The organism is Andreprevotia sp. IGB-42, from assembly GCF_009848685.1.
Lineage (GTDB): Bacteria > Pseudomonadota > Gammaproteobacteria > Burkholderiales > Chitinibacteraceae > Andreprevotia.
Genome location: NZ_WXTX01000009.1, coordinates 168,064 through 188,835 on the forward strand (window position 1 = coordinate 168,064; position 20,772 = coordinate 188,835).

Sequence of the window (20,772 nt, forward strand, 5' to 3'; positions counted from 1 at the left end):
GCCCGGCGGAATGCGGAACTCACAGCATAGCAGATTCAGTTTTGTGTAAAGAATCCGGCGGGTTTTTGCTTGTGTGCAGAAAGCGTGCTGGCCATGCGGTCGATGTGTGAATCAGCCGCAAGCAGGGTTACAGCATCAGAACATGCCGTACTGGTTGACCGATTGCGCCGGTACCGGCTGGCCGATATCCCATAGCTCCACGATCAGGTCGCGCTCGAAGCGGAACAGGTGCATCAGCGCCACGCCGCGCTCGCCCGGTGCCGGCACCATGTGCGAGTGGATGGCCACCAGATCGCCCTCCACCAGCGCGCGCTGGATCTGCAGCGTTTTCTGCGGCATGGCGGAAGCGTTCTCTTCCATCGCCAGCATCAGCGCATGTGCGTCGCCAGCGCAGGATGGGTTGTGGTGGCGGAAGTTGCCGGCGATGTATTCACCGAATGCTTCGCGCACGCTGCCTGCTGCCACCAGTTGCAGAAAGCTGGATGCGATGTCCTTGCGGTTGCGTTGCATGGGTAAACCTCCGTAGTGGGCGAACAGGAAAATCAGGAAAAGGGCGGGCTCTCGGGAAACTGGGCGATGCCATCCGGAATGGTTACATCGACGCGCTTGCTGCGTGTCCACATATGACAGGAGGGGCTGAATGCAAAGCCGTCCCCCAGCGTTTCCACCATCACGCCGATCAGCCCGGGAAAGCCGGCAGAGCGATCGAACAGCAGGGTGCCGCAACTGGCACAGGCCTCGCGCGTGGTGGCTGCACCCGATGCAGCCTGGTAGCGATGGATCGCCAGCGTGCCGCTGATGTCGGCATCGGCCAGCCTGAAGAATGCCGTGCGCGCGTAGGCGTTGCCGGTGGCGTGCTGGCAATCGCTGCAGTGGCAGTACAGCTGCAGAATGGGGGCATGCGTGCTGGTGAACTGCACTGCGCCGCACTCGCAACTGGCGTTCAGGATATGGCTCATTGCTTTGCTCCTTCGGGGGAGTAGGACGGCATTGATGATTGGCTTTCAGGCCGTGCAGGCGGCTTCGGTCAGCGCTGCCATTTTTCCAGCGCCCTGGTGCGCTTGGCGGTAGCGGCCTGCAGGCAGCCATAGTATTCCAGCGGCCAGATCGACCCGCCTTCGTTGGCTTTGGTTGCGGCCTTGCATTGCGGATCACGCTGCTTGACCCAGGCGCGCTGTTCTTTGCGCAGGGTTTGCTGGCGCGGCGCGGGCAATGTGCCCATCAGCGCCTGGTAGCGGTCGTTGAGTGTCTTGTCTGCCTTGCGGTAATCATCCAGCGCACAGGCATTCATCTGCTGCTGGTTGCCATCGGCCTTGCATTTGATGCCGTCGTCCGCGCGCGCCAGCATGGGCAGCGTGCAGCACAACAGTGCGATCAGGTATCGGGTACGCATGTTTGATCCGTGGTGGTGCCGGCAGCGCGGTTTGCCGGCGACGTGTTGCGCTGATTGTAGCCAAGGGATGCGCCACGCTGCCGGTAATTGCGTACCGGTGTGGCGCCCGCGCACGTTGTGGCCGTGCTGCGCCCGGCGGGGTGGGCAGGCGCTGCCGGGCGGATGCGTATGCAAGATGGCAATTTGCATGCGGCCCGATTGACTTTGATAGTTAAAAACTATAATTTATTCACTGAAAGGGCACGGCTATTCCGCTGTGACGGCACCGCTCGGCCATTTTTTGCCGTTATGGGGCTTTATTGCCTTTTCAATAGTTTTTGCAAATTGAAAACAGAATACAAATTTGCACCTTCCCTATCGAAGATGGTTGGAGAACCGCATGAAACACACAATCGAAGCCCGCTGGGGCTATCTGGCACTGCTGGCACTCAGCGGCGCCGTGCAGGCCGCCTGCCCGGATTGGGCAGAGGGCAAGCTTTACGCTGCCGGCAGCGTGGTGCAGTACCAGAACCAGGCATATACGGCGCTGATTACGCATACCGCCTATCCGGGCACCAACTGGTATCCGCAAACCGGCAGCAGCCTGTGGCGCGCCGGTGGCAGCTGCGCTGCGATCACGCCGGTACCGACCCTTGCCCCGCAGCCCACCATCACCCCGGTGCCGGCCACGCAGCGCCCCACCGTTGCACCATCGCCCACCCTCAAGCCCACGTCAACGCCGGTGCCGCCCACGCTGCAGCCATCGATAACGCCGCAGCCAACCGCCAACCCGGGCACATGCAGTGATGCCGCATGGAACAGCGCAACTGCCTACAGCGGCGGCCAGCGGGTGAGCTACCTGGGCAACCGTTATGAAGCGAAGTGGTGGACGCAGAGGGATATTCCCGCTGATTCGGGTGAATGGGGACCATGGAAGCGCATCGGCAGTTGCGATACCGCTACACCGACACCCGTACCGACGGTGGTGCCCACAGTCGCTCCCACCCCCATGCCAACCGCCATTCCAACGCTCATTCCAACCATCCCACCGACCACGCTGCCCACGCCGGCCGGCGTGCTGGCGCAGGTGACCTATGGCGGCCGCCTGCAGCAGGATGCACCGGACCAGGTCAGTTTCAGCTGGCCGGGCGTGTACTTAGAGGGCCGCTTCAGCGGCAGCGGTGTGGGCCTGGTGCTGGACGACAGCGTGGGCGTGTACAACGTGGAGATCGATGGTCAGCCCTGGGGCAAGATCACCCAGCCGGGCAAGACCACCTACTGGGTGAACGGCTTGCCGGCAGGCAACCATACGCTGCGGCTGAGCAAGCGCAACGAAACCACCTGGAGCAGTGCGCGCTTTGGCGGGCTGGTGGCTGCGGCGGGCGGGCAGATCTTGCCGCCGGCGGCAGCGCCGCTGCGGCAGATCGAGTTTATCGGCGATTCGTATACCGCAGGGCTGGGTGCGGAATCGGGCAAGCGTGAATGCACCGATGCCGAGATCACCGCCACGTCGAACGCCGATGCCGCGTTTGGCGCGCTTACCGCCAGGCATTACGGTGCCGCGTACCAGATCAACGGGTATTCGGGCCTGGGGCTGGTGCGCAACTACAACGGCAACCTGGCCGACGTGAACTACCGCACTTACTACAACCGTGTGTTGCTGGGCGATGCCGGCAGCGTGTGGCAGAACCCGGGCAACTGGCGGCCGCAAGTGGTGGTGATCGGCCTTGGCATCAATGATTTCTCCACGCCGGTGAATGCGGGCGAGGTGTATACCACCGCCACGCTGCGCAGCACCTACAAGAGTGCCTACCGCGATTTCATTGCCCAGTTGCGCCAGCGCTACGGCAATCCGTACATCGTGGTAAGCGCCACCGCGCTGTGGCCGGACAATACCTTGCGCGAAGTGGCGCAAGAGATCGTCAACGAAGCAAATGCCCAAGGCGATACGCGCGTCGCCTACTTCTATTACGACGGCCTCGACAGCCTGGGTTGCCAGTGGCATCCGTCGGTGAAAGACCACCAGGCGATTTCCGGTAAGCTGGTGAACCTGCTCGATACCCTGCCGGTCTGGCAATAAGCCCGCGCACCGGCAGGTTGCCGCCAGTGCTTCCCCTAGGCTGGCATGCGGACACCCTGCGCGCCAGTATTTACCCCGCCCGGGCGTTTGGCTGGCGGGGTTTTTTCGTTGCGCTGCGGGTGGTGGCAGCCCCGGCATGACGCGGCCATTGCTGTTCTGCTGCCGCGCTGCAGACGGTATCCGGCGGCTTCGATATAGTAAGGTGACATGCAAGGGCGACAGACCCGAGGAGGGCACGATGACACTGCAACAAGGCAGCGACGACCGCTGGTACACCAGCCCGCAGCAACAGCTTGCCGTGACCGATGCGCACCTGCGCGAGGCCACCAATGATGCCGACCAACTGGGCGTGGCGGCCGGCCTGATCGAGCGCGGCCGCTGCCTGGAGGCATTGTGGCAACCGCAACTGGCGCTGCAGGCCTACCACGACGCCCGGCAACTGATCAGCAACGAACCCGGCCCGTGGGCGCAGGCGCTGTTGTGCCGCTCCTGCCTTGGCAGTGCGGCGCTGCATTACGCGCATGCCGATTACGCACTGGCGCTGGCCGATTGGCAACAGGCGCTGGCCTTGGCCGAAGCCGCCGGCGATACCGCCATGCAGGGCGAGGCACTGGTGGGGCTGGGGCGCATCTGCCAGGTGTGGGAGCGCGCCGATGCCGCGCTCAGCTACAACCAGCGTGCATTGGCTATGCCCGGGATGGATGCACGCCTGCAGGCGATGGCGGTGCTCAATCTGGTATCCAGCCTGAATACGCTGCAACGCTACGCGCAGATGCCCGACTGGCTGGCGCAGGCGCGCAGCCTGATTGCCGCCGCCCCCGGCGAGCCATTCCTGGCCGAGTGGCATATGTATGCCGGCATTGCCACGGGCGAGGCCGGTGATCTGGCCGCGGCACGCAACCATATCGACAGTGCGCTGGCGCTGGCCGCAGGCGCCAACAACCATTGGGCGCGCGTGTTCTGCCTGATCCAGCAGGGCCGGCTGCAGATGCGCACCCGCCAGTGGGCGGAGGCACGGCAAGCACTGGAGCTGGCGCTGCACGATGCCGAGAGCCTGGGCCTTGCGCATACGCTCAAGGATATCCATCACGCGCTGTCGCAGCTGTGCGAGGCGCAAGGCAACATCCCGGATGCGTTCGAACACCACAAGCTGTTCCACCAATACCATGCGTGGGCATACGACGGGCTGCGCCAGCAGCAGTTGCGTGACATCCTGCCGGATGCACTGGCCTGACGATGAAGGTTTACCGGGTTTTTATCGGATCAGGCTTGCTGTTGGGATTGGCGCTGGCCGTTGTGGCTGCGGGCTCGTTCCGCCTGGATGTTTACCAGTGGACCTACTTTCTGGCCGCGACGTTTGGCCTGACTTTCATCATCGGCCTTGTCACCACCACCATGCTGGCCTGGCGTGAATTCCACAGCGGAAGAGCGAGGGTAAGGGTTGCCGGGTACGTGGTCGGCGGCCTGATCGTTAGCTATGTATGGGCTGTTGCGCGTAGAGCTGCTAACAAAGCCCAGTGTAGCGATGCTGGCAAGGCACGCGAAACGCAGACAGTACAAAGCGTACGGCCAGTGAGCGTAACGCCGCCAGCAGGGTTTTGTTAGCGGCTCTTGCTGCTGCCGCTTTTCTGTTGCTGTTATGGATACAGGATACAAGGTAGCTGCGGCCCGCGGCGCCGAAAGCCCGGCCCCGGTGCTCGGTTGCAGGAAAGCAGCCGACCCTGCTGGCCGGCCGTGCGGCGCTTGACTTCGCCAGCCCGCGGCAACATCGTGATGCATTGTTGCGGCATGCCCGCAGACCGCTTGATGGATGAATACGGATGGCCGACCTCACACTGCACTATCACCCGCTTTCGTCCTATTGCCACAAGGTGCTGATCGCGCTCGATGTGCTGGGGGTGGACGCCGACAGGCAGTTGCTCAACCTGGGTGATGCCAGCGAGCGGGCCGCCTTCCTGGCGTTGTGGCCTACCGGCAAGATGCCGTTGCTGGTCGATCAGGGGCGGCCGGTTGCGGAAACCAGCATCATCATCGAATACCTGCAGCAGCGTCATGCGCGCAGCGGCCACGCGCTGATCCCGGCTGACCCGGCGCAGGCTCTGGACGTGCGGCTGTGGGACCGCCTGTGCGACCTGTATGTGATGACACCGATGCAGGCCTGCACCGCAGACCTGCTCAAACCGGAAACCGAACGCGATGCCGGCAGCGTGCTACAGGCGCACCAGCGCCTGCTGATGGCCTACCGCATGCTGGATGCACAACTGGCGGGGCAAGACTGGCTGGCCGGCGATGCGTTCAGCATGGCCGATTGCGCTGCCGCGCCCGCCTTGTTCTACGCGGTGACCTATGTGCCGATACCGGCAGCGCATGCGCTGCTGGCGGCCTACTTCGAACGCTTGCTGGCACATCCGGCCGTGGCCGCTACCATCGAACAGGCCCGGCCCTGGTTCAAGTTTTATCCCGGCCGCGCTGGCCTTGCGCCACGTTTTCTGGACGCTGCGGACGCTTGAGCGCCAGTCATGCATCCTTGGCCCCGGCCCAAGCCGGGTTCCACACCACTTCCCACACATGCTGATCCGGATCCTGGAAGTAACCGGAGTAGCCACCCCAGAACGTATCGTGCGCGGGCTTGATGAGGGTGGCGCTGGCTGCTTGCGCCTGTGCCATCACATCGTCCACGGCCGCGCGGGAATCCACGTTGTGCCCCAAGCTCAGCCCGGTAGGGCTGGGCACCCCCACCGGCAGCCCCGTATCGTGCGCGAGGCTGCTGCGCGGCCACAGCGCCAGCTTCAGCCCCGGCTGCAGATCGATGAACACGACAGCACCGTGCTCGAACTCGGTGCCGACGATGCCGTCGGTGGCAAAGCCCAAGCCATCGCGGTAGAAATGCAGTGCGCGTTCCAGATCGGCAACGGCCAGGGTGATGACGGTGATGGCAGGTTTCATGACATATCTCCTGTACGGCTTTGCGATGGGCGCGGCAGGTGCCCGGAATGATGTCGCTGTCGCTGTCGCGTTGCGGGGCTTGCTGCATTGTCTGGCAGATTGGCGCGGATGCCACGGGTACAAATGCCGCCGTTGCTGGCGGGACCGCAGCGCCGGTTGCCAGGTGACGACCGGGTGCAACCCTCGCATGGGCGGACGCCTACGGGCAATGCCGGGCAGGGCCGTGATGGGTGAGCACGCCGTGTTGCATTGCTCAATTCCGCCCCCGGTACAGGCGTGCATCTGGAATACTGCTTATCCAGCTCCTGCAACCTGCCGGCTTGAATCGATGAAACTGTTGTTCCTGTTTGTGACGCTGGCTTTTGCCAGTGTCATGCTGATTGCAGCCGGTAGCGTACCGGCAGAGACGATCTTGCCGCTTGCGGTGCTGGTGTTTGGCGTGGCTGCCAGCGCAGCGTTCATCCGCGCCGGTGTCCGCAAAGGGCAATCAAGAAAGAGGCTACTCGGCTATGCCGTTGCCGGCCTGGCAGTGACCGGCACGCTGGCGTACCTGGCGGCATTCCTGGCATTCGTCATGGGTTTTCATACCTGAGTCGGCCTGCACAGGGTGTGGTCAGTCTGCACATGGTGAGCAAGCCTGTACAACAACGCATCCACGCTATCCGCGATGCTTTTCCCCGCCGTATCGATGATGATCCGTTCCCCGGCCCATGCGTGATACTCACGATTTGCTACGTCCTGCCATGTTGGCAGCGTCAGCCCCGGCACGGTGCCCGCGCGCGTTTCCACCCGGTGGCGATGTTCGACGGGATCGGTGCAGATCACCTCGATATTGATGTAATGCGCGTGTGCATCCTGCGCAACCTGAGCCCATGCGTGGCGGGTGAGTGCGATGGGATTGCATGAATCCGCGATCACGCTCATGCCTTGTTGCAGATTGTCTGCCGCTATCCGGTAGGCCATCTGATAGCCCTCGCCCTGCACGTTGATCGCGCACAGATCCCGCAGCACTTGTTCGATGGTATCGATACGCAAATATGCGGCCTCAAGCTGTTGCGTGATGGCCTGGGCCAGCGTGGTTTTGCCGCTGCCGGGCAGTCCGGAGAAAATATACAGGATCGGTCTGTCGGTTTTCATGCCTGCCTGCTCTGGGGCTTGGTGATCAATGGGCCAGATGCATGGTAGCTATTCCGTATCAGCCAGCGGCCTGCAATGCCGTTTGCTGCTGCGGGCAATCATGGCCTGCGTTGCAAGCGGGCACTCAGAACTTCGGCCCGGCGGCCTTATCCACCACCGCACAACTGGCATTGAATTCACCAAAGCCGCTGATGACCGAGAGCTGGCCGGTCATGCGGTCGATGCGTACCTTGGGTTTGTTGAACAGGTTGAACTTCACCGCGCCGGTGATTTCCTTGTCGCCAACGAACGAATCATTCAGCGCGTACCACGCATCGCGCCCGTCGCTGAGCGGCGGCACCAGATCATGCGGAAACTTCAGCCGCACGCTGTTCTGCGCCAGCTCCACCGTGGCGGCACCGGAGAACGGCTTGTGCACGATGGTCGAACTGCTGGTGCTTTTGTCGTAGCTTTCCGTCTTGTAGTTGTATTCCATGCTGTTGGTGGTTTGCGCATCGGTTACCCAGCCCGCGCCATTGCACGTCAGCAAGGTGGTATCCGCCTGCGCATATCCTGCCGAGATCACGATCAGTGCAGCAATGATTGTTTTCATGATGATTCCTGGTCTGGAATGGGGCAGTGAAACCGCGGCTCCTATTTGGTCGACAGGCCTTTACTGCTGGAAGTTCGCGGCTTGGTATTGTTGGCATCCAGCCCGCCGGAGCTGCCTAGACGCGATAGGCTGCGCTGCTACCATGCAAGTCGGTTGTGCTGACTCTGTCAGTTTAGCCATTCCAGCCCCGATCTGGTTACAACTGGCATTAGTGCCCAAGCGCTGCTCAGACACGAACGCTACTGAACGGGCCGGCATGCTCACCCAAGCCCAGGCCGAAAAACCGCGTGCCCGGCAACGGGTTGGCGTAATACGGTGCGATTTCGGTAAAGCCGTACGCCAGATACAACTGCTGCGCGACGACGGTTTGCGGTACCGCATCCAGCACCAGCCGGGTGTAGCCCAGCTGCATCGCGGTACTGACCAGCGCATCCAGCAATTGCTGCCCCAACTGCCTGCCCAGGTATGGCGGACGCACGTACAGGCGCTTGATTTCCGCGGTGTGGGCATCGTGGCGCAGCAGGCCCACGCACCCGGCAATATCGTCGGCGTGCTCCGCAAAGAGGAACAGCCCACTGGGCAGCGTGAACAGCGTATCGAACTGGGCCATTTCCGCTGTAAAGCCACGGTAGGACAAATCCATGTCCAGCCATTGCACGTATTCGTGAATGACTGCCAGCAGGCGATCATGGTCGGCAGGCAGCCGGGCAGGGCGGATGGTGATGGCGTGTTGCGCTTGCATGGATTGATTGGCGGTAACGGTGATCTGGCGGTTCACCACCGTAGCGGTGCAGCGGATTTCAGGCAAGCATTGGCAGTGATCTCCGCTGCAGTGATGCGCAGCGGACCGATGCTCAGCCGCCGGCGGGATACTGCAGAACAGCCTTCATCGACGCATGCTCGATCGGGGCGGATGTATGCTCGTGGATGATTTTCCAACCGTCGTCATTGCGCCGGAGTGCCACGGTGAGGCGGTTATCCAGTGAGCGCAGCTTGCTGCCGTCTGCGGCGATGGCGGTGAACGTGAGGATGGCGTGGCCGATGGCAAGATCGCCCAGCTGGGTGGATTGCGCCTGCTGGCTGCTGACCACCACCCGTTCGTCGCCGAGTGAGGCAAACCAGCCGCTGGCCATGTCGCGCCACGCGGCAATGCCCTGCATCGACCAGCTACCCCACATGTCGAAGAGATGTACGTCAGCGTCGTACAGCGCGGCGAAGGCAGCAACATCCTTGGTGAGTACCGCCGCTGCGTAGGCATCGAGCACTTGCAGCAATGGATCGGTTTGCGTGGTCATGCGTGATCTCCTGATGGGCTGCCGGATAGCGCGTTGGCGTGATGCGCCAGCATGGCGAGTGATTAGCGGGTGGCGTTGAATGCGGGGTGGTAACGCACCTGCCCGCTGGGTAATGTGCCATCAAAACACAGCGCCATGAGGTAGGCCGGTGGCACATCCGCCAGCACCAGTGCCGGGTGGTTGGCAAAGCCGAACTTGCGGTAAAACACCGGGTCGCCCAGCACTACGCAGCCACTGGCTGGCAGCGCCCGCAAGGCGGTCAGCCCCTGCTGCATCAACGCGTTGCCGATGCCCTGGCGTTGCTGCGCAGGTGCCACGGCAATGGGCCCGAGGCCAAACCAGCCGCTGGCGCCATCGCTGATCCGTACCGGCGAAAACGCGATATGCCCGACTACCATGCCATCCTGCTCGGCCACCAGCGAGATGCTCAGCGCGCCGCTGTCCCGCAGCGCAGCGATGATGAAATGCTCGGTGTGGCTGCTGTAGGGCTGATCGGCAAACGCATCGCGGGTGAGGGCCGCGATGGCGGGGATATCGGCAGCGGCTTCGGGGCGGATGGTCGGCGGCATGAAGTCGGCTGCAATTTACTGGTACGGCGGCAAGCCGGCGGCGGTGCGGTGCTGGTTGTACAGTGTTTCGTGCAGATCATCCGGCGTGCTGGCGGGCTCGGGGCTGGCAAGGTCGTCCCAGTTGCTGGCGGTGATGGTGATGCCATCCTCGGCAAACCAGTCGCGCAGCGAGGTGAATTCTTCATCGTCGTCGAACACGTAATCGCCCAGCAGTGCTTCGGTCAGCGTAGTGCCCTGCAGCAGGCTGAACTGGCCTTCGCTGTCGTACTTCACGATGGCGGCCTGCCCGATCGGCGTGCCTTCCGGGCCGTGCCAGTAGCCGATGACATCGCTGTTGTCGTTCTGCACCACGAAAGTGATCAGTGCAAAGACTTCCTTGGTGGCGGCAACGTTGGCGGCGATGTCGGGATTGGCCAGCTCTTCTTCGCTCAGGTACGAGTGATCGAGCAAGGCGATGGCGTCATCCGGGCCGATCAGCCGGCACTGGATGGCCTCGAAGGCATCGGCATATTCGTCATCATTGGGCACGCGTGCGCTTTGCAGCGCGAACAGCGTTTGCACATCGGCGGGGATGGGCTGATTCTTGAAGATGGATTGCTGGAACGCAGCGAGGGTATCGTTGGTCATGGCGTACCTGTTCTTGAAAGAGGAAGGATGTGCTGATCCGCGGGATCAGTCCATTCAGTGGCCGATCGGGCTGCAAAGTTCCACCAGCGTGCCATCCGGGCAGCGCACATACGATACCTGCTGGCCCCAGGGTTTGGTGACGGGGGCAGAGAGTTCGGTGGCACCGGCAGCCAGTGCGCGTGCGTGCGCGGCGGCGACATCGCCGGTGATGAAGCCCACTTCCATGCCCAGCGGCTGCGGGGAGGTATCTGCGGCCACATGGCCGGCGCTGAAGTTGCCGGTGGCCAGCTCGTGTGCAGCAAAGGCGAGTGCAGTGGCGCCGGTTTCCAGCTCGCCATAGGTGCCCGATTCATGCAGGAAGCGGGTGGCAAAGCCGAATGCCTGCCCGAAGAACGCCAGCGATGCGGCAACGTCCGGCACGTAGATGATGGTGTAGCCAAATTTCATGGCAGGGTTCCTGCGAATGGGGACTTTGCGCATACGGTGTGGGCACTGCCGACGGCGCGCCTCACTATAGCATTGGGCACCTTGTTTCTTACGGGGTGATTAATTCTTTTCATCCCCCGGTTAATGCCTGCAGCCGTATCGGGGTACGCCGTGACCAGCGCTCAGTGCTGCAGTATTTTCAGTAGCAAGCCCACCAGTGCGCAGCCGGCAAGCACATGGATCACATTGCGCTTGAACACGAACAGCGCAATGGCCGCCGCCAGTGCGATCAACGCCTGTATCCACGCGAAGCCACCGGCAAAGTCGCTGGGCCACAGTACGTGATATGCGAAGAACAGCGCCAGGTTCAGGATCACGCCGACCACCGCCGCAGTGATGGCGGTGAGTGGCGCAGTGAAGGTCAGATCGTCATGCGTGGCTTCCACCAGTGGTCCGCCTGCCAGGATGAAAATGAACGACGGCAGGAAGGTGAACCAGGTCACCAGCACGGCGGCCAGTACGCCGGCGGCAAACGCCAGCTCCGGCCCGAAGCTGGCCTGCACGTAGCCACCGACAAAACCGACAAAGGCCACCACCATGATCAGCGGGCCCGGTGTGGTTTCGCCCAGCGCCAGGCCATCGATCATCTGCGTGGCGCTCAGCCAGCCGTAATGGGTGACGGCGCCCTGATACACATAGGGCAGCACCGCATACGCACCGCCAAAAGTCAGCAACGCGGCCTTGGTGAAGAACCAGCCCATCTGGGTGAAACCGTGCTGCCAACCAAAGAGGGCGGTCAGCACCCCCATGGGAAGCACCCACAGCAGCAGGCCGATCACACCAATGCGCAGCAGGCCTGCCCACGTAAACCGTGCATGCGGCGGCGTTGGCGTGTGGTCATCGATCAACGCCGCGCCGTACGATTTGCCGGCCTTGCCATGGTCGCCCCCGGCCTTGAATTTGTCCGGCGCGATACGGCCACCAAAATAACCGATCACCGCTGCGCCCGCCACAATCAGCGGAAACGGCAGGTTCAGTGCAAAGATCGCCACGAACGACAATGCGGCGATGCCCCACAGCACCGGGTTTTTCAGCGCCCGCCCGCCGATGCGGTGCGCGGCATGCAGCACGATGGCGGTAACGGCCGGCTTGATGCCGTAGAACACCCCGGCCACCACCGGTACGTTGCCGAATGCGATATACACCCACGACAGCGCAATCAGGATCAGCAGCGACGGCAACACGAACAGCACCCCTGCCACGATGCCGCCCCGGCTGCGGTGCATCAGCCAGCCGATATAGGTGGCCAGCTGCTGGGCCTCCGGCCCCGGCAGCAGCATGCAATAGTTGAGCGCGTGCAGGAAGCGCCGCTCCGATATCCAGCGCCGCCTCTCCACCAGCTCCTGATGCATCAGCGCAATCTGCCCGGCCGGGCCGCCAAAGCTGACGCAGCCCAGCTTCAGCCAGAACAGCAGCGCTTGCCAGAAGGAAACCGCCGCTGGCGGTGCAGCTAAGGCCGCAGGGGTGTCATGGTGTTGCATGAGTAACCTCCCGCTGCCTGAGCGGGCCTGCCCATTGCGGTTGCTGTGGTGCGGGGCAAAGGGGCTGTGGAAACCCGGCGGCACTGCATTGCAGTACCGCCAGCGGGTGACGCGCGCAGGGTGCCGGCGCAGCGGCGGGGGAGGGGGGCAGTGACAGCCGGTTTTTCATGGCTGCCACTGTAGATCATGCAGATGAAACGGTGGTGCCGTGTGCGGCTGTGCGTTGTGTTTCAGTCATCCAGCAAATGCCATTGGCCATTGCGGCGGCGGAAGATCAGCCCGGTACGCGCTTCCACTTCACGCAGCTGGCGCAGATCACCGCTGATGGCCGGATGGGCAATCACGGTGGCGCGCTCGCGCCGTGCCAGTTCGGCGTTGCATTCGGCCAGATCGGCGCAGCTGCGCGCCAGGATATCAAGCACACTCTGGGTATTCATGCTGCTCTCCTTGCATAACTATTGTGGACGTCGCGCGCTTCCTGCCACGCGGCGGCTTCTATTTGTTCCTGCCAGTACGGTGCCAGCATGTCCCAGACATCAACGCCGCCCACGCAGGCGGCGTTGATGGCCATGTCTTCATGTTGCTGGCGCTGCGCCAGTGCAGGCACATAGTCATAATCGACCGCAAAGGCGCGCTCGTTGATGGCAATAGTGAACGTGCTCATGACTGGCTGAACTCCCCATCCTCATTGATTGCAACATCACGCTGTACTGATTGGGAAAAGCGGCGGCGGTTGCGATGTTACGAGGCTATTATCACATTTGTGTCTGTGCATTGTCAACACGAACGTGATTATTTTAAGGGTTTTTTCGTCGTTGTTATCACGTATGTCATGCCGGTTTTTGATGCATGCGATGCGCATGCAGATCGCTACCTCAGTAGACGGGGCCTGCGCGGCTGACGCGGGGCAATGTGCATCTGCCGTGCAGGGAAAGGTGCTCCCATGCAGCTTTACCGATCAATCCGGTGCGGAGGGTTGCTGCCATGTTGCCGGAAATGATGCCATTTGCTGCTACCCTCAAAGGGCGTACCGACACGCGGAACACGGTGACTTCGCAACAGGAGTAAACCTGTTCCGGGTAACGACCACCGGTCCGGGCGGGCCTTGCTGTTGTGGTTTCATATGGATCAGTGCCGCCGCGCTCGCGCGCTGATCCTGCGGGCGCCCCCGAAGTTTTTCGATGCGGATGGCAAAAGCGATCAGGAGGGAATTGCCCTGGCCACCAACATTGATCAAAGCATCAGCGACGGGGACGATTTCGTGGTTTCCGGGGCCGTAACCGATGCATTGTCAGCCCGGGGCCTGATGGTTTTCCGCCGTTTGCACCGGCTGAAATGGATGGGCGCGGCGTACTTCGCGGCGATTGCTGCCTGCGCGTTGGCGTTTTGAGGCGTTTTGCAATGAAGAAAATCATCGTGCTGATCATTCTGGTTGTTGTGGGCTGGCAGGGGTATGCGCGTTACCAGCAGCGCACTGCCTTCGCAGCGCCGGCTGAAGAAACCATGGCGCCAGCGCACACGGCCGGCAGTGATGGCCTGCAGCAGACCGGCAACTGGCGCTGCGATGGGCGTACCCATTGCTCGCAAATGACCTCCTGTGCCGAGGCGCGGTTTTTCCTCGCGCATTGCCCCGATGTGAAAATGGATGGCAACAACGATGGTGAGCCTTGTGAACAACAATGGTGCCATTGACGCATTGCTGGCCGCTTGCGATACAGTGCCGGGCCAGATGCTGGCGGCCGGGGTGCAAGGCAAGCCCGGGCGCTTGCTGCTGCGCCTGTGCGAACCGGATGATATCGGGCCATTGCTGGATATCCTGCAGCACCCGCAAGTGCTGGCTTGCCCCGATTTCAATCACAACGTGACGGTAGAAGGGCTGGCGCGCTCGATTGCCAATGGCAATGACTGCTGGCAGCGGCATGGTGCCGGCAGCATCACGGTGCTGGAAAACGGCCACATCGTCGGGCGGATTTACTTTGCCCGCAATACACTGAATGAATTCGATATCGGCTGGGTGGTTGACCCGGCGTGCTGGGGGCGGGGCATTGCGTTCGAGGCCGCGAGCGCGCTGCTGACCCATGTATTTGCCAGCACGGCAATCCGCGTGGTGACCGCCTATGCATTCATCGATAACACGCGCAGTACCCGGCTGGTGAAATCATTGGGATTCAAGGAAACCGCACGCAAGGAAATTGCCGGGCAGGTATCGGTGCGCTACGAGTTGCATGCGCGCTGAGCTGCCGCCAAGCCGGGCCGGCGCCGCGAACAAAGGAGAGCAACATGCGTATTTCACCGTATGTGCTGGCGTTGGCGCTGCTGGGCGGTACCGCGCAGGCCAGCCCGGAGCCCGGCCACGAGCTGGCGCAACAGTTTCTCGATTGCTCGGCACAAAGCGCGATGTACAAGCAGGCGGGTGAGCAGTTCGAGATCATCACGCCGGAGCAGAGCATGGTGTCGCAAACCATGATCGGCGTGTACCTGATGATGGGTATCGTGCTCACCGATGAAGACGAGGCCAAATCCGCCATGCAGCAATTGGCGCAGCAAGAGATTGCCGTGGCCAGGCAGACGATCAAGAATGGCGATCCCAGCGCCTACTGGGCGTACCTGGATCGCAAGCTTACCGCCTGCAACAGCCTGTTTGAACAACATATAGAACGATTGAAACCCAAGCTCGATGAATACGTTTTCCGCCATAAAAGCTGAACCCGCATCGCGGTCCGCACCAGCATGGCCGCTGGCATGCCGCACTGCACTGGCACTGGCGATCGTCGCCACGGCCTTGCAGGCGCAGGCCAAGGCCATCTATCCGTCGCCGGGCATCGCCGGTGGTGTGCAGATTGTTGCTGCGTCCTTCGGGCTGATCGACAATCCGGATGCACATCTGCCCGGCTTCACCGTCACCAACGTGGTGCCGCTGAAACCGGACCAGGCGTATGGCTGGATGATCCAGCTGCGTACGCAAAAGCAGACCGTGCGCTGGCGCGAGGAATTCACGCTGCCGGCGCCGCCAGCCAACTGGGGGGTGGATGAAATCCTCGGCAAGCGCACGATTTCCGGCGGTGGCACCACCTCGGTGCTGGAACGCACGGTGGTGCCGGGCAAGAATGGCGTCATCAGCAATATGTGGTCGGTACTGCCGGGCGATCCCCCCGGCCGCTACCGCATCCGCGTGCTGGTGGAAGACAAGGTGCTGCGCACCTTCGAGTTTGACGTGCGCTAGCGCGCCAGCCCCGGCATGAACGCACCGTTTGCCTGCTCCGCAATCGAAGACAGCCTGCTGGCGATGGCAGTGGGCGACAATATGAGCTTGCCCGTTGCGCTGCGCATCCTGCAAAGCGGGTACGGCCGGCGGATCGATCCGCTGCTGCTGCGCCATGCACTGGGCCGGCTGGCACGGCAACGCATGCTGCGCTGGCAATACCGCTGGCGTGGCAAGCGCCATTTCAGTAGTCGCTGGCCACAGCAGCATGACCGGGGCACGCGGCCGGTTTTCAAAGCGACTGCCGCAGCCGAACACTATCTGGCAGCAACATCCGGAGTACCCCGCAATCATGCTGCCCTCTGAACCGTACCAGCGTGGCTACCTTGCCGTGATGCATGCCGCAATCATCCATACCCGCCATATTGCCGGCGCTTGCAGCTTGAGCGATAGCCCGCCGGAACGCATGGCGCAGTGCCTGCAGCAGGTCGCCGATCTGCAGGATGCCATCCACGTGGTAGCAGAACTGATCAACCAGTGGGAGCGCTGTGACGAGCGCGCGCTGCGTGCTACCTATCTCGAGCGCTACGACGAAAAATGGGCGGCAACGGACGGCTTCAGCCTGGTACGTGTGCTGACGCAGGCGTTGGGTGAAACCACGATCAATGGCAGGGCGCGCTGGATATCCGGCTTGCTGGACTGGCGCAAGTGAACGCGGTTGATTGCTGCTTGCCCGGATGCACCGCACCGCGTGGCTTTGGCGTTGCCGACAGGACGCGGTGGAATGCGCGCCAGCTCGGCACGCCCGGGCAACCTTGCCAGTTGGGTTTGTTGGCGGCTCCTACTGGACAGCAGGTTTCATCAGGGCGATGATCAATCCGCTGTCCTGATGCTTGACTATCTGCGTCAGCATGCTGATGCTTTGATTGATATGAACCGAGAGCGGATCTTGAATCCACCCATGCAGCCATGTCCGCCCATCTGACCATCCGCCCCTGTAGCCCCGACGACCTGATCGCCGCCATCGATTTGCTGATGCTGTCGGCCGAGCAGCATTTCTATCCGGACATGGATGACGCTGCGCGCGCGGCCTTCCTGCAGGAAAACTCGCTGGCCAAGGCGTTGTGGTTGCAGCAGCAGGGCTATGTATATCTGGCGGCGTGGCTGGGCAAGCGCTTTGCCGGCTTCATTTCGATCTCGCCTGCCGCGCATATCCACCAGTTGTTCGTGGTGGATGCGCTGCAGAAAACCGGTATCGGCCGGACCTTGCTGGATGCGGCCATCGGCGCGGTGGCCGCGGCTTACCCCACCGCGCAGGTCACCGTGTATGCATCCAACAATGCCATCGGCTTCTACGCGCGCAATGGCTTCCAGCGCACCAGCGAAACGCTGTACTGGTATGGCTCGCCCTACAACCCGATGAGCCTGGTGCTGGCCACTGCCAGAGCCCCGGCGCTGGCACGCGGATGAGCATGCCGGTGAGCGCTCAAACAGCGAATGCCAGGCTGGCGCGAGGCCTGTTTGCGGTGGCGGACTTCTGTGGCTGGCTGGGCTGCTTTCTGGGTGGCTTCGTGCTGGTGTGCGTGGTGCTGATCCTGCCGTTTTCCGCACCCGTCAAGGCCGCGCTGCCGGCCATGCATTTCGACCTGACCAGCATGCTCATCCGCAGCGGTGTTTGCCTGCTGGGGATGTTGCTGTGCTGGCTGATTACGCGGCGCAGCGCGATTGCCTGTGTGCTGTTGTGCACTGGTGTGCTCGTGCTGTTTCCACTTTGGGTTGCGCTACCTGTGTGTACGGTATTGCTGCTGCCTTATGCGCTGGTGGTACTGACAATGCCATGTCCGCATGCAAGGGTGGCTGAATATGCCGCAGATTGAAGCCGGCTCCATCCTGCCCGCGCTGACCTTGCTGGCGGTGCCCACGGCGCCGCCCGGTGTAAAGGTGTGGCAGTTGCCGCTGCCGGCATTGGGCGAACCCGACGATGCGCAGTGGGCGATGCTCACCCCGGATGAACACACGCGCTGCCTGCGCTACCGGCAGCGTGCCGACCAGTTGCGCTTTGCGCTGACGCGGCTGGCATTGCGCCAGTTGCTGGCCGGGCGGCTGGGCGTAACGCCGCTGGCGGTGCCGCTGGTGGCCGGCCCGCATGGCAAGCCCATGCTGGGTGTAGAGGGGCTGGTCACCATCCGCCCGGGGGCGGACAACATGCCGGCGGCCAGCGATGCGGACAGCCTGATCGCTGCAGGCGCGGCATGGCCGTTTTTCAATGTCTCCCACGCGGGGGATTACGCGCTGATCGCACTATCCGATCATTGCCCGGTAGGGGTGGATATCGAGGCGCAGCGTGCGCTGGATCTTACCGAGCTGGTACATGGCGTATTCAGCGCCGCCGAGCGTGCGCACTGCGCCAGTGGCAGTGATGCGGCCGCCTTCTATGCAATCTGGGCCGGCAAGGAAGCGGTGCTGAAGGCGTGGGGCGTGGGCATCGGTGATGATATGGATGCAATGTCCGCTTTGCCGCATGCAGAAGGCCACTATGTGCTGGCCGCCAGCGGGCAGGTGGGCGAGGTGGATTTTGCCGCCGCAGCACCAGCCACGCGGGCATGGGTGTTGCCGGTGCCCGCCGGGTATGCGGGGGCGCTGGCCTTGTGGGATCAGGCGGCAGATACGGCCGGGGATTAGCCTTTGAAGCCGGTTTACGACACCGGCGAGAGGTGGTTCAGCACGGTGAAGCGCAGATGCGGATCGCGCTGCTCGCCGATGTGATTGAAGCGGCATGCATCAATCCGGTACGAAACCCATTCCATGCCTGTCATGCCAACTGAATCAGGCCGCTTCGCTTCATGAATCAAACATCATCGCTCACGCATCCAGCGTCGCACCACCATCTACGCGCAGGTCATGCATGGTGATGTGGCGGGCGCGGGGGGAGGCGAGAAAGCAGACGGCGTCTGCGATGTCTTCCGGGGTGGCGATGCGCCGTAGCGGGATGCCCAGGCGGTGGCTGGCGAGGGCGCCGTCGATGACGGCCTGTTCGCTTTCCGGGCCGGTCCAGAGCTGGCGCTGCATGGCGGTGTAGGTGGAGCCGGGCGAGACCAGGTTGCAGCGGATGCCGTACTCGGCCAGTTCCAGTGCCAGGCAGCGGCCGAATTGTGCGGCGGCGGCCTTGGATGCGGCGTAGGCACCCATATTGATGCGCGGGGTGTTGGCTGCGTTGGAGCCAACGATGACGATGCTGCCGGCGCGGCGTGCCACCATGCGGCGTGCCACGCTGCGGCAGACGCGCATGGTGCCGTGGCAGTTCACATCGAAGGTGGCTTCCCAGTCGGCGTCGTCCAGATCGAGGATGGATGACGGGCGCAGGATGCCGGCCACGTTGGCCAGTACGGCGATGGGGCCGAGTTCGGTTTCGATGCGGGCAATGGCGGCTTCCACGGCGGCACCATCGCGCACGTTCACCGTCAGCGCCAGTGCGCGGCCGCCGTTTGCGGTGATGCTGCCGACGGTATCGGCCGCGCTCGCAGCGTCCTGATCGAGCACCGCGACGTGTGCACCTTGTGCGGCGAGTGCCAGCGCGACGGCTGCGCCGATGCCGGTGCCGGCGCCGGTCACCACGGCGATCTGATTGTGAAATTCCATCGTGTTATCCAGGTGAGAGGGGAAAGATCCGTTTGCAATGGCTGGTTGTGCTGGCCGTGCCCGGTGCTGGCTGAATGTGCGGCCGACGCCAGCCAGCACGCATCTACTGATGCTGCCGTGGGCAGGCAAGAACCACACACCTGCAAGACCGCTTGCCCGGCATGCCACCCCGTCCAGCTGCACTGCTGCAGTGCCGATGCGGCGTGGCTGGCACTGCTGACCAGACCTGTGCAACGGTGCCGCGCCAGCGATGAGGTGCGGGCCGTGCAAAGGGGTGCCATCGCGGTGCGGTGGTCGAGGTGCGGCCCGCGAGGTATGGCTGGCGAGGTGCGGCCGGCGAGGTGCAGAACACAAGCTGCCACCGCCAAGCCCGGCCGGTCCGCCGCATCATCGGCGCCTGCGCGCTGGCAAACTCGCCGCACACCAGCCTGCAATCGCCGTGCTCAGCGTGCCTGCGCGCTCAGCAGTGCCCACCATTGCGCCAGCGTGGGTTGCTCGGCCAGCGCGACGAATTCCAGCGTCACGCCGGCACGTTGCCAGCGCTCGGCCAGGCTCATCAGCCGGATCGAATCCAGGCCGTAGTCCAGCAGGTTGTCATCCACATGCAAGTCGGACGCCGGTACCTGCAGCACCTTGGCCACTTCGGTACGCAGCGCATCCAGGCTGGCGGGTATTTCGGCAGCGGCCGCTTTCGGTTGCAGCGCGCTCACCACGCCGGCAGTGGGCAGCACCACGCCGCAGCGGCGCGATACATAGCTCAGTGCCATGGCGTGTTCTTCGGCAGAGAAATCGGCGACCGCATCACCCACCAGGAAGGGCTGGATGTCGTTCATGAAGGCTTCGGCCACTGTCATCATCACGCCGATGTGCGCGTAGATGCCGCAGACGATCAACTGGTCACGGCCTTGCGTTTGCAGCCGGTGCAGCAAGTCACTTTTGGCAAAAGCGCTGTAGCGCCACTTGTCGAGCACGGTATCGCTGCTGCGCGGCGCCAGCGGGGCGACGATGGGGTACAGCTCGGGCTTGGCGGTGATGCCCGGGCCCCACCAGTCGTTCAGCAGGCCACGGTGCGCGGGCGGCTGATCTACCGGTTGCGCGGTGTACACCACCGGCACGCCGGCGGCATCGCACGCGTCGCGCAGTTGGCGGATGTGTGCGATCAGCGTGGGCACCGGCGCGGCGCTGGCATCGTAGAAATCCAGGAAGTATTGCTGCATGTCGTGGATCAGCAGCACGGCACGCTTCGGGTCTGGCAGCCAGTCCACGCGGTTGGATGGCAGCGCGGCGGCTTCCGGCATCGGGTAGGTGGCAATACGGGGAATGGTCATGCGGTTGCGTCTCTGATG

Annotated in this window: 31 protein-coding genes; 15 read left to right on the forward strand and 16 right to left on the reverse strand. The window is 62.9% G+C overall.

The features are described 5' to 3' along the window. Positions 1-135: 135 nt before the first annotated feature. The 3 genes from IGB42_RS14885 to IGB42_RS14895 all read right to left on the reverse strand — a co-directional run bounded on the left by IGB42_RS14885 (position 136) and on the right by IGB42_RS14895 (position 1,393). The gene (locus tag IGB42_RS14885) at positions 136-510 is read right to left on the reverse strand and encodes a nuclear transport factor 2 family protein (RefSeq protein WP_159672997.1); all 375 of its coding nucleotides are present in this window, start codon (positions 508-510) and stop codon (positions 136-138) included. A gap of 32 nt (positions 511-542) precedes the next feature. Continuing rightward, positions 543-959, reverse strand: coding sequence for a GFA family protein (locus IGB42_RS14890; protein WP_159672999.1), 417 nt, complete (start codon positions 957-959; stop codon positions 543-545). A gap of 68 nt (positions 960-1,027) precedes the next feature. Further along, positions 1,028-1,393, reverse strand: coding sequence for a lysozyme inhibitor LprI family protein (locus IGB42_RS14895; RefSeq protein ID WP_159673001.1), 366 nt, complete (start codon positions 1,391-1,393; stop codon positions 1,028-1,030). A gap of 379 nt (positions 1,394-1,772) precedes the next feature. Between IGB42_RS14895 and IGB42_RS22560 the strand changes: the two genes are divergently transcribed. From IGB42_RS22560 to IGB42_RS14915, 4 genes are all read left to right on the forward strand, one after another. Next, on the forward strand, positions 1,773-3,452 hold the full coding sequence (locus IGB42_RS22560; protein ID WP_159673003.1) for a carbohydrate-binding protein: 1,680 nt from the start codon (positions 1,773-1,775) through the stop codon (positions 3,450-3,452). A gap of 238 nt (positions 3,453-3,690) precedes the next feature. Continuing rightward, entirely contained in the window at positions 3,691-4,686 is a 996-nt protein-coding gene (locus IGB42_RS14905; protein ID WP_159673005.1) for a hypothetical protein, read from the forward strand. A 2-nt stretch (positions 4,687-4,688) separates the two neighbouring features. Then, positions 4,689-5,057, forward strand: coding sequence for a hypothetical protein (locus IGB42_RS14910; RefSeq protein ID WP_159673007.1), 369 nt, complete (start codon positions 4,689-4,691; stop codon positions 5,055-5,057). Between the two features lie 215 nt (positions 5,058-5,272). Next, positions 5,273-5,962, forward strand: a complete 690-nt coding sequence (locus IGB42_RS14915; protein ID WP_159673009.1) for a glutathione S-transferase family protein — start codon at positions 5,273-5,275, stop codon at positions 5,960-5,962. A 7-nt stretch (positions 5,963-5,969) separates the two neighbouring features. On the opposite strand, the gene IGB42_RS14920 is transcribed toward IGB42_RS14915, so the two are convergent. Then, positions 5,970-6,398 carry a VOC family protein gene (locus tag IGB42_RS14920; protein ID WP_159673010.1) on the reverse strand — a complete coding sequence of 143 codons (429 nt, stop codon included), beginning with the start codon at positions 6,396-6,398 and terminating at the stop codon, positions 5,970-5,972. On the opposite strand from IGB42_RS14920, the gene IGB42_RS14925 reads away from it, so the two are divergent. After that, positions 6,397-6,990: a hypothetical protein gene (locus tag IGB42_RS14925; RefSeq protein ID WP_159673012.1), complete on the forward strand. Its 594-nt coding sequence runs from the start codon at positions 6,397-6,399 to the stop codon at positions 6,988-6,990. The genes IGB42_RS14920 and IGB42_RS14925 overlap by 2 nt on opposite strands. Here IGB42_RS14925 and IGB42_RS14930 read toward each other — a convergent pair. The 10 genes from IGB42_RS14930 to IGB42_RS14975 form a co-directional block, all read right to left on the reverse strand. Next, positions 6,981-7,535: an AAA family ATPase gene (locus tag IGB42_RS14930; protein ID WP_159673014.1), complete on the reverse strand. Its 555-nt coding sequence runs from the start codon at positions 7,533-7,535 to the stop codon at positions 6,981-6,983. The two genes, IGB42_RS14925 and IGB42_RS14930, sit on opposite strands and share 10 nt — an antisense overlap. Positions 7,536-7,659: 124 nt before the next feature. Then, the gene (locus IGB42_RS14935; RefSeq protein WP_159673016.1) at positions 7,660-8,127 is read right to left on the reverse strand and encodes a hypothetical protein; all 468 of its coding nucleotides are present in this window, start codon (positions 8,125-8,127) and stop codon (positions 7,660-7,662) included. Between the two features lie 226 nt (positions 8,128-8,353). Next, positions 8,354-8,935 carry a GNAT family N-acetyltransferase gene (locus IGB42_RS14940; protein ID WP_201799954.1) on the reverse strand — a complete coding sequence of 194 codons (582 nt, stop codon included), beginning with the start codon at positions 8,933-8,935 and terminating at the stop codon, positions 8,354-8,356. A gap of 46 nt (positions 8,936-8,981) precedes the next feature. Next, positions 8,982-9,422 (reverse strand): SgcJ/EcaC family oxidoreductase, encoded by a 441-nt coding sequence (locus IGB42_RS14945; protein WP_159673018.1) that lies wholly within the window; start codon positions 9,420-9,422, stop codon positions 8,982-8,984. A 62-nt stretch (positions 9,423-9,484) separates the two neighbouring features. Continuing rightward, complete coding sequence (locus IGB42_RS14950; RefSeq protein WP_159673020.1) at positions 9,485-9,991, reverse strand: GNAT family N-acetyltransferase; 507 nt, start codon at positions 9,989-9,991, stop codon at positions 9,485-9,487. A gap of 15 nt (positions 9,992-10,006) precedes the next feature. Then, on the reverse strand, positions 10,007-10,618 hold the full coding sequence (locus IGB42_RS14955) for a hypothetical protein (RefSeq protein WP_159673022.1): 612 nt from the start codon (positions 10,616-10,618) through the stop codon (positions 10,007-10,009). Positions 10,619-10,672: 54 nt separating this feature from the next. Then, positions 10,673-11,065 carry a VOC family protein gene (locus tag IGB42_RS14960; protein WP_159673024.1) on the reverse strand — a complete coding sequence of 131 codons (393 nt, stop codon included), beginning with the start codon at positions 11,063-11,065 and terminating at the stop codon, positions 10,673-10,675. Positions 11,066-11,226: 161 nt separating this feature from the next. Then, positions 11,227-12,585 (reverse strand): chromate efflux transporter, encoded by a 1,359-nt coding sequence (gene chrA, locus IGB42_RS14965; RefSeq protein WP_159673026.1) that lies wholly within the window; start codon positions 12,583-12,585, stop codon positions 11,227-11,229. A gap of 230 nt (positions 12,586-12,815) precedes the next feature. Then, complete coding sequence (locus tag IGB42_RS14970; RefSeq protein ID WP_159673028.1) at positions 12,816-13,022, reverse strand: hypothetical protein; 207 nt, start codon at positions 13,020-13,022, stop codon at positions 12,816-12,818. After that, a complete protein-coding gene (locus tag IGB42_RS14975; RefSeq protein WP_159673030.1) occupies positions 13,019-13,249 on the reverse strand; it encodes a hypothetical protein in 231 nt (76 codons plus the stop codon). The genes IGB42_RS14970 and IGB42_RS14975 overlap by 4 nt, the downstream gene beginning before the upstream one ends. A 459-nt stretch (positions 13,250-13,708) precedes the next feature. Here IGB42_RS14975 and IGB42_RS14980 point away from each other — a divergent pair, with 459 nt between their 5' ends. From IGB42_RS14980 to IGB42_RS15025, 10 genes are all read left to right on the forward strand, one after another. Beyond that, complete coding sequence (locus tag IGB42_RS14980; protein WP_159673033.1) at positions 13,709-13,975, forward strand: hypothetical protein; 267 nt, start codon at positions 13,709-13,711, stop codon at positions 13,973-13,975. 11 nt (positions 13,976-13,986) lie between these two features. After that, on the forward strand, positions 13,987-14,277 hold the full coding sequence (locus tag IGB42_RS22450) for an excalibur calcium-binding domain-containing protein (protein ID WP_159673035.1): 291 nt from the start codon (positions 13,987-13,989) through the stop codon (positions 14,275-14,277). After that, on the forward strand, positions 14,255-14,821 hold the full coding sequence (locus tag IGB42_RS14990) for a GNAT family N-acetyltransferase (protein ID WP_159673037.1): 567 nt from the start codon (positions 14,255-14,257) through the stop codon (positions 14,819-14,821). The genes IGB42_RS22450 and IGB42_RS14990 overlap by 23 nt, the downstream gene beginning before the upstream one ends. Positions 14,822-14,865: 44 nt before the next feature. Beyond that, entirely contained in the window at positions 14,866-15,291 is a 426-nt protein-coding gene (locus IGB42_RS14995) for a hypothetical protein (protein WP_159673039.1), read from the forward strand. Then, positions 15,263-15,808 carry a hypothetical protein gene (locus IGB42_RS15000; RefSeq protein ID WP_159673041.1) on the forward strand — a complete coding sequence of 182 codons (546 nt, stop codon included), beginning with the start codon at positions 15,263-15,265 and terminating at the stop codon, positions 15,806-15,808. Before IGB42_RS14995 ends, IGB42_RS15000 begins: the two co-directional genes overlap by 29 nt. 15 nt (positions 15,809-15,823) lie before the next feature. Then, the gene (locus IGB42_RS15005) at positions 15,824-16,153 is read left to right on the forward strand and encodes a hypothetical protein (RefSeq protein WP_159673043.1); all 330 of its coding nucleotides are present in this window, start codon (positions 15,824-15,826) and stop codon (positions 16,151-16,153) included. After that, positions 16,140-16,499, forward strand: a complete 360-nt coding sequence (locus IGB42_RS15010; RefSeq protein ID WP_159673045.1) for a hypothetical protein — start codon at positions 16,140-16,142, stop codon at positions 16,497-16,499. The genes IGB42_RS15005 and IGB42_RS15010 overlap by 14 nt, the downstream gene beginning before the upstream one ends. Positions 16,500-16,756: 257 nt before the next feature. Further along, a complete protein-coding gene (locus IGB42_RS15015) occupies positions 16,757-17,257 on the forward strand; it encodes a GNAT family N-acetyltransferase (protein ID WP_159673047.1) in 501 nt (166 codons plus the stop codon). Between the two features lie 8 nt (positions 17,258-17,265). Next, positions 17,266-17,664 (forward strand): hypothetical protein, encoded by a 399-nt coding sequence (locus tag IGB42_RS15020; RefSeq protein WP_159673049.1) that lies wholly within the window; start codon positions 17,266-17,268, stop codon positions 17,662-17,664. Next, positions 17,651-18,469 (forward strand): 4'-phosphopantetheinyl transferase superfamily protein, encoded by an 819-nt coding sequence (locus tag IGB42_RS15025; RefSeq protein ID WP_159673051.1) that lies wholly within the window; start codon positions 17,651-17,653, stop codon positions 18,467-18,469. The genes IGB42_RS15020 and IGB42_RS15025 overlap by 14 nt, the downstream gene beginning before the upstream one ends. Before the next feature lie 180 nt (positions 18,470-18,649). Here the strand turns inward: IGB42_RS15025 and IGB42_RS15030 are convergent, their stop codons facing one another. After that, a complete protein-coding gene (locus tag IGB42_RS15030) occupies positions 18,650-19,426 on the reverse strand; it encodes a 2,3-dihydro-2,3-dihydroxybenzoate dehydrogenase (protein ID WP_159673053.1) in 777 nt (258 codons plus the stop codon). A gap of 443 nt (positions 19,427-19,869) precedes the next feature. Further along, positions 19,870-20,754 carry an isochorismatase family protein gene (locus IGB42_RS15035; RefSeq protein WP_159673055.1) on the reverse strand — a complete coding sequence of 295 codons (885 nt, stop codon included), beginning with the start codon at positions 20,752-20,754 and terminating at the stop codon, positions 19,870-19,872. Positions 20,755-20,772: the final 18 nt, after the last annotated feature.

Coding starts and splice junctions, on each gene's coding strand:
- IGB42_RS14885 (WP_159672997.1), bottom strand. CDS start 510: ATGCAACGCAACCGCAAGGACATCGCATCCAGCTTTCTGCAACTGGTG.
- IGB42_RS14890 (WP_159672999.1), bottom strand. CDS start 959: ATGAGCCATATCCTGAACGCCAGTTGCGAGTGCGGCGCAGTGCAGTTC.
- IGB42_RS14895 (WP_159673001.1), bottom strand. CDS start 1,393: ATGCGTACCCGATACCTGATCGCACTGTTGTGCTGCACGCTGCCCATG.
- IGB42_RS22560 (WP_159673003.1), top strand. CDS start 1,773: ATGAAACACACAATCGAAGCCCGCTGGGGCTATCTGGCACTGCTGGCA.
- IGB42_RS14905 (WP_159673005.1), top strand. CDS start 3,691: ATGACACTGCAACAAGGCAGCGACGACCGCTGGTACACCAGCCCGCAG.
- IGB42_RS14910 (WP_159673007.1), top strand. CDS start 4,689: ATGAAGGTTTACCGGGTTTTTATCGGATCAGGCTTGCTGTTGGGATTG.
- IGB42_RS14915 (WP_159673009.1), top strand. CDS start 5,273: ATGGCCGACCTCACACTGCACTATCACCCGCTTTCGTCCTATTGCCAC.
- IGB42_RS14925 (WP_159673012.1), top strand. CDS start 6,397: ATGACATATCTCCTGTACGGCTTTGCGATGGGCGCGGCAGGTGCCCGG.
- IGB42_RS14920 (WP_159673010.1), bottom strand. CDS start 6,398: ATGAAACCTGCCATCACCGTCATCACCCTGGCCGTTGCCGATCTGGAA.
- IGB42_RS14930 (WP_159673014.1), bottom strand. CDS start 7,535: ATGAAAACCGACAGACCGATCCTGTATATTTTCTCCGGACTGCCCGGC.
- IGB42_RS14935 (WP_159673016.1), bottom strand. CDS start 8,127: ATGAAAACAATCATTGCTGCACTGATCGTGATCTCGGCAGGATATGCG.
- IGB42_RS14945 (WP_159673018.1), bottom strand. CDS start 9,422: ATGACCACGCAAACCGATCCATTGCTGCAAGTGCTCGATGCCTACGCA.
- IGB42_RS14950 (WP_159673020.1), bottom strand. CDS start 9,991: ATGCCGCCGACCATCCGCCCCGAAGCCGCTGCCGATATCCCCGCCATC.
- IGB42_RS14955 (WP_159673022.1), bottom strand. CDS start 10,618: ATGACCAACGATACCCTCGCTGCGTTCCAGCAATCCATCTTCAAGAAT.
- IGB42_RS14960 (WP_159673024.1), bottom strand. CDS start 11,065: ATGAAATTTGGCTACACCATCATCTACGTGCCGGACGTTGCCGCATCG.
- chrA (WP_159673026.1), bottom strand. CDS start 12,585: ATGCAACACCATGACACCCCTGCGGCCTTAGCTGCACCGCCAGCGGCG.
- IGB42_RS14970 (WP_159673028.1), bottom strand. CDS start 13,022: ATGAATACCCAGAGTGTGCTTGATATCCTGGCGCGCAGCTGCGCCGAT.
- IGB42_RS14975 (WP_159673030.1), bottom strand. CDS start 13,249: ATGAGCACGTTCACTATTGCCATCAACGAGCGCGCCTTTGCGGTCGAT.
- IGB42_RS14980 (WP_159673033.1), top strand. CDS start 13,709: ATGGATCAGTGCCGCCGCGCTCGCGCGCTGATCCTGCGGGCGCCCCCG.
- IGB42_RS22450 (WP_159673035.1), top strand. CDS start 13,987: ATGAAGAAAATCATCGTGCTGATCATTCTGGTTGTTGTGGGCTGGCAG.
- IGB42_RS14995 (WP_159673039.1), top strand. CDS start 14,866: ATGCGTATTTCACCGTATGTGCTGGCGTTGGCGCTGCTGGGCGGTACC.
- IGB42_RS15000 (WP_159673041.1), top strand. CDS start 15,263: ATGAATACGTTTTCCGCCATAAAAGCTGAACCCGCATCGCGGTCCGCA.
- IGB42_RS15005 (WP_159673043.1), top strand. CDS start 15,824: ATGAACGCACCGTTTGCCTGCTCCGCAATCGAAGACAGCCTGCTGGCG.
- IGB42_RS15010 (WP_159673045.1), top strand. CDS start 16,140: ATGCTGCCCTCTGAACCGTACCAGCGTGGCTACCTTGCCGTGATGCAT.
- IGB42_RS15015 (WP_159673047.1), top strand. CDS start 16,757: ATGTCCGCCCATCTGACCATCCGCCCCTGTAGCCCCGACGACCTGATC.
- IGB42_RS15025 (WP_159673051.1), top strand. CDS start 17,651: ATGCCGCAGATTGAAGCCGGCTCCATCCTGCCCGCGCTGACCTTGCTG.
- IGB42_RS15030 (WP_159673053.1), bottom strand. CDS start 19,426: ATGGAATTTCACAATCAGATCGCCGTGGTGACCGGCGCCGGCACCGGC.
- IGB42_RS15035 (WP_159673055.1), bottom strand. CDS start 20,754: ATGACCATTCCCCGTATTGCCACCTACCCGATGCCGGAAGCCGCCGCG.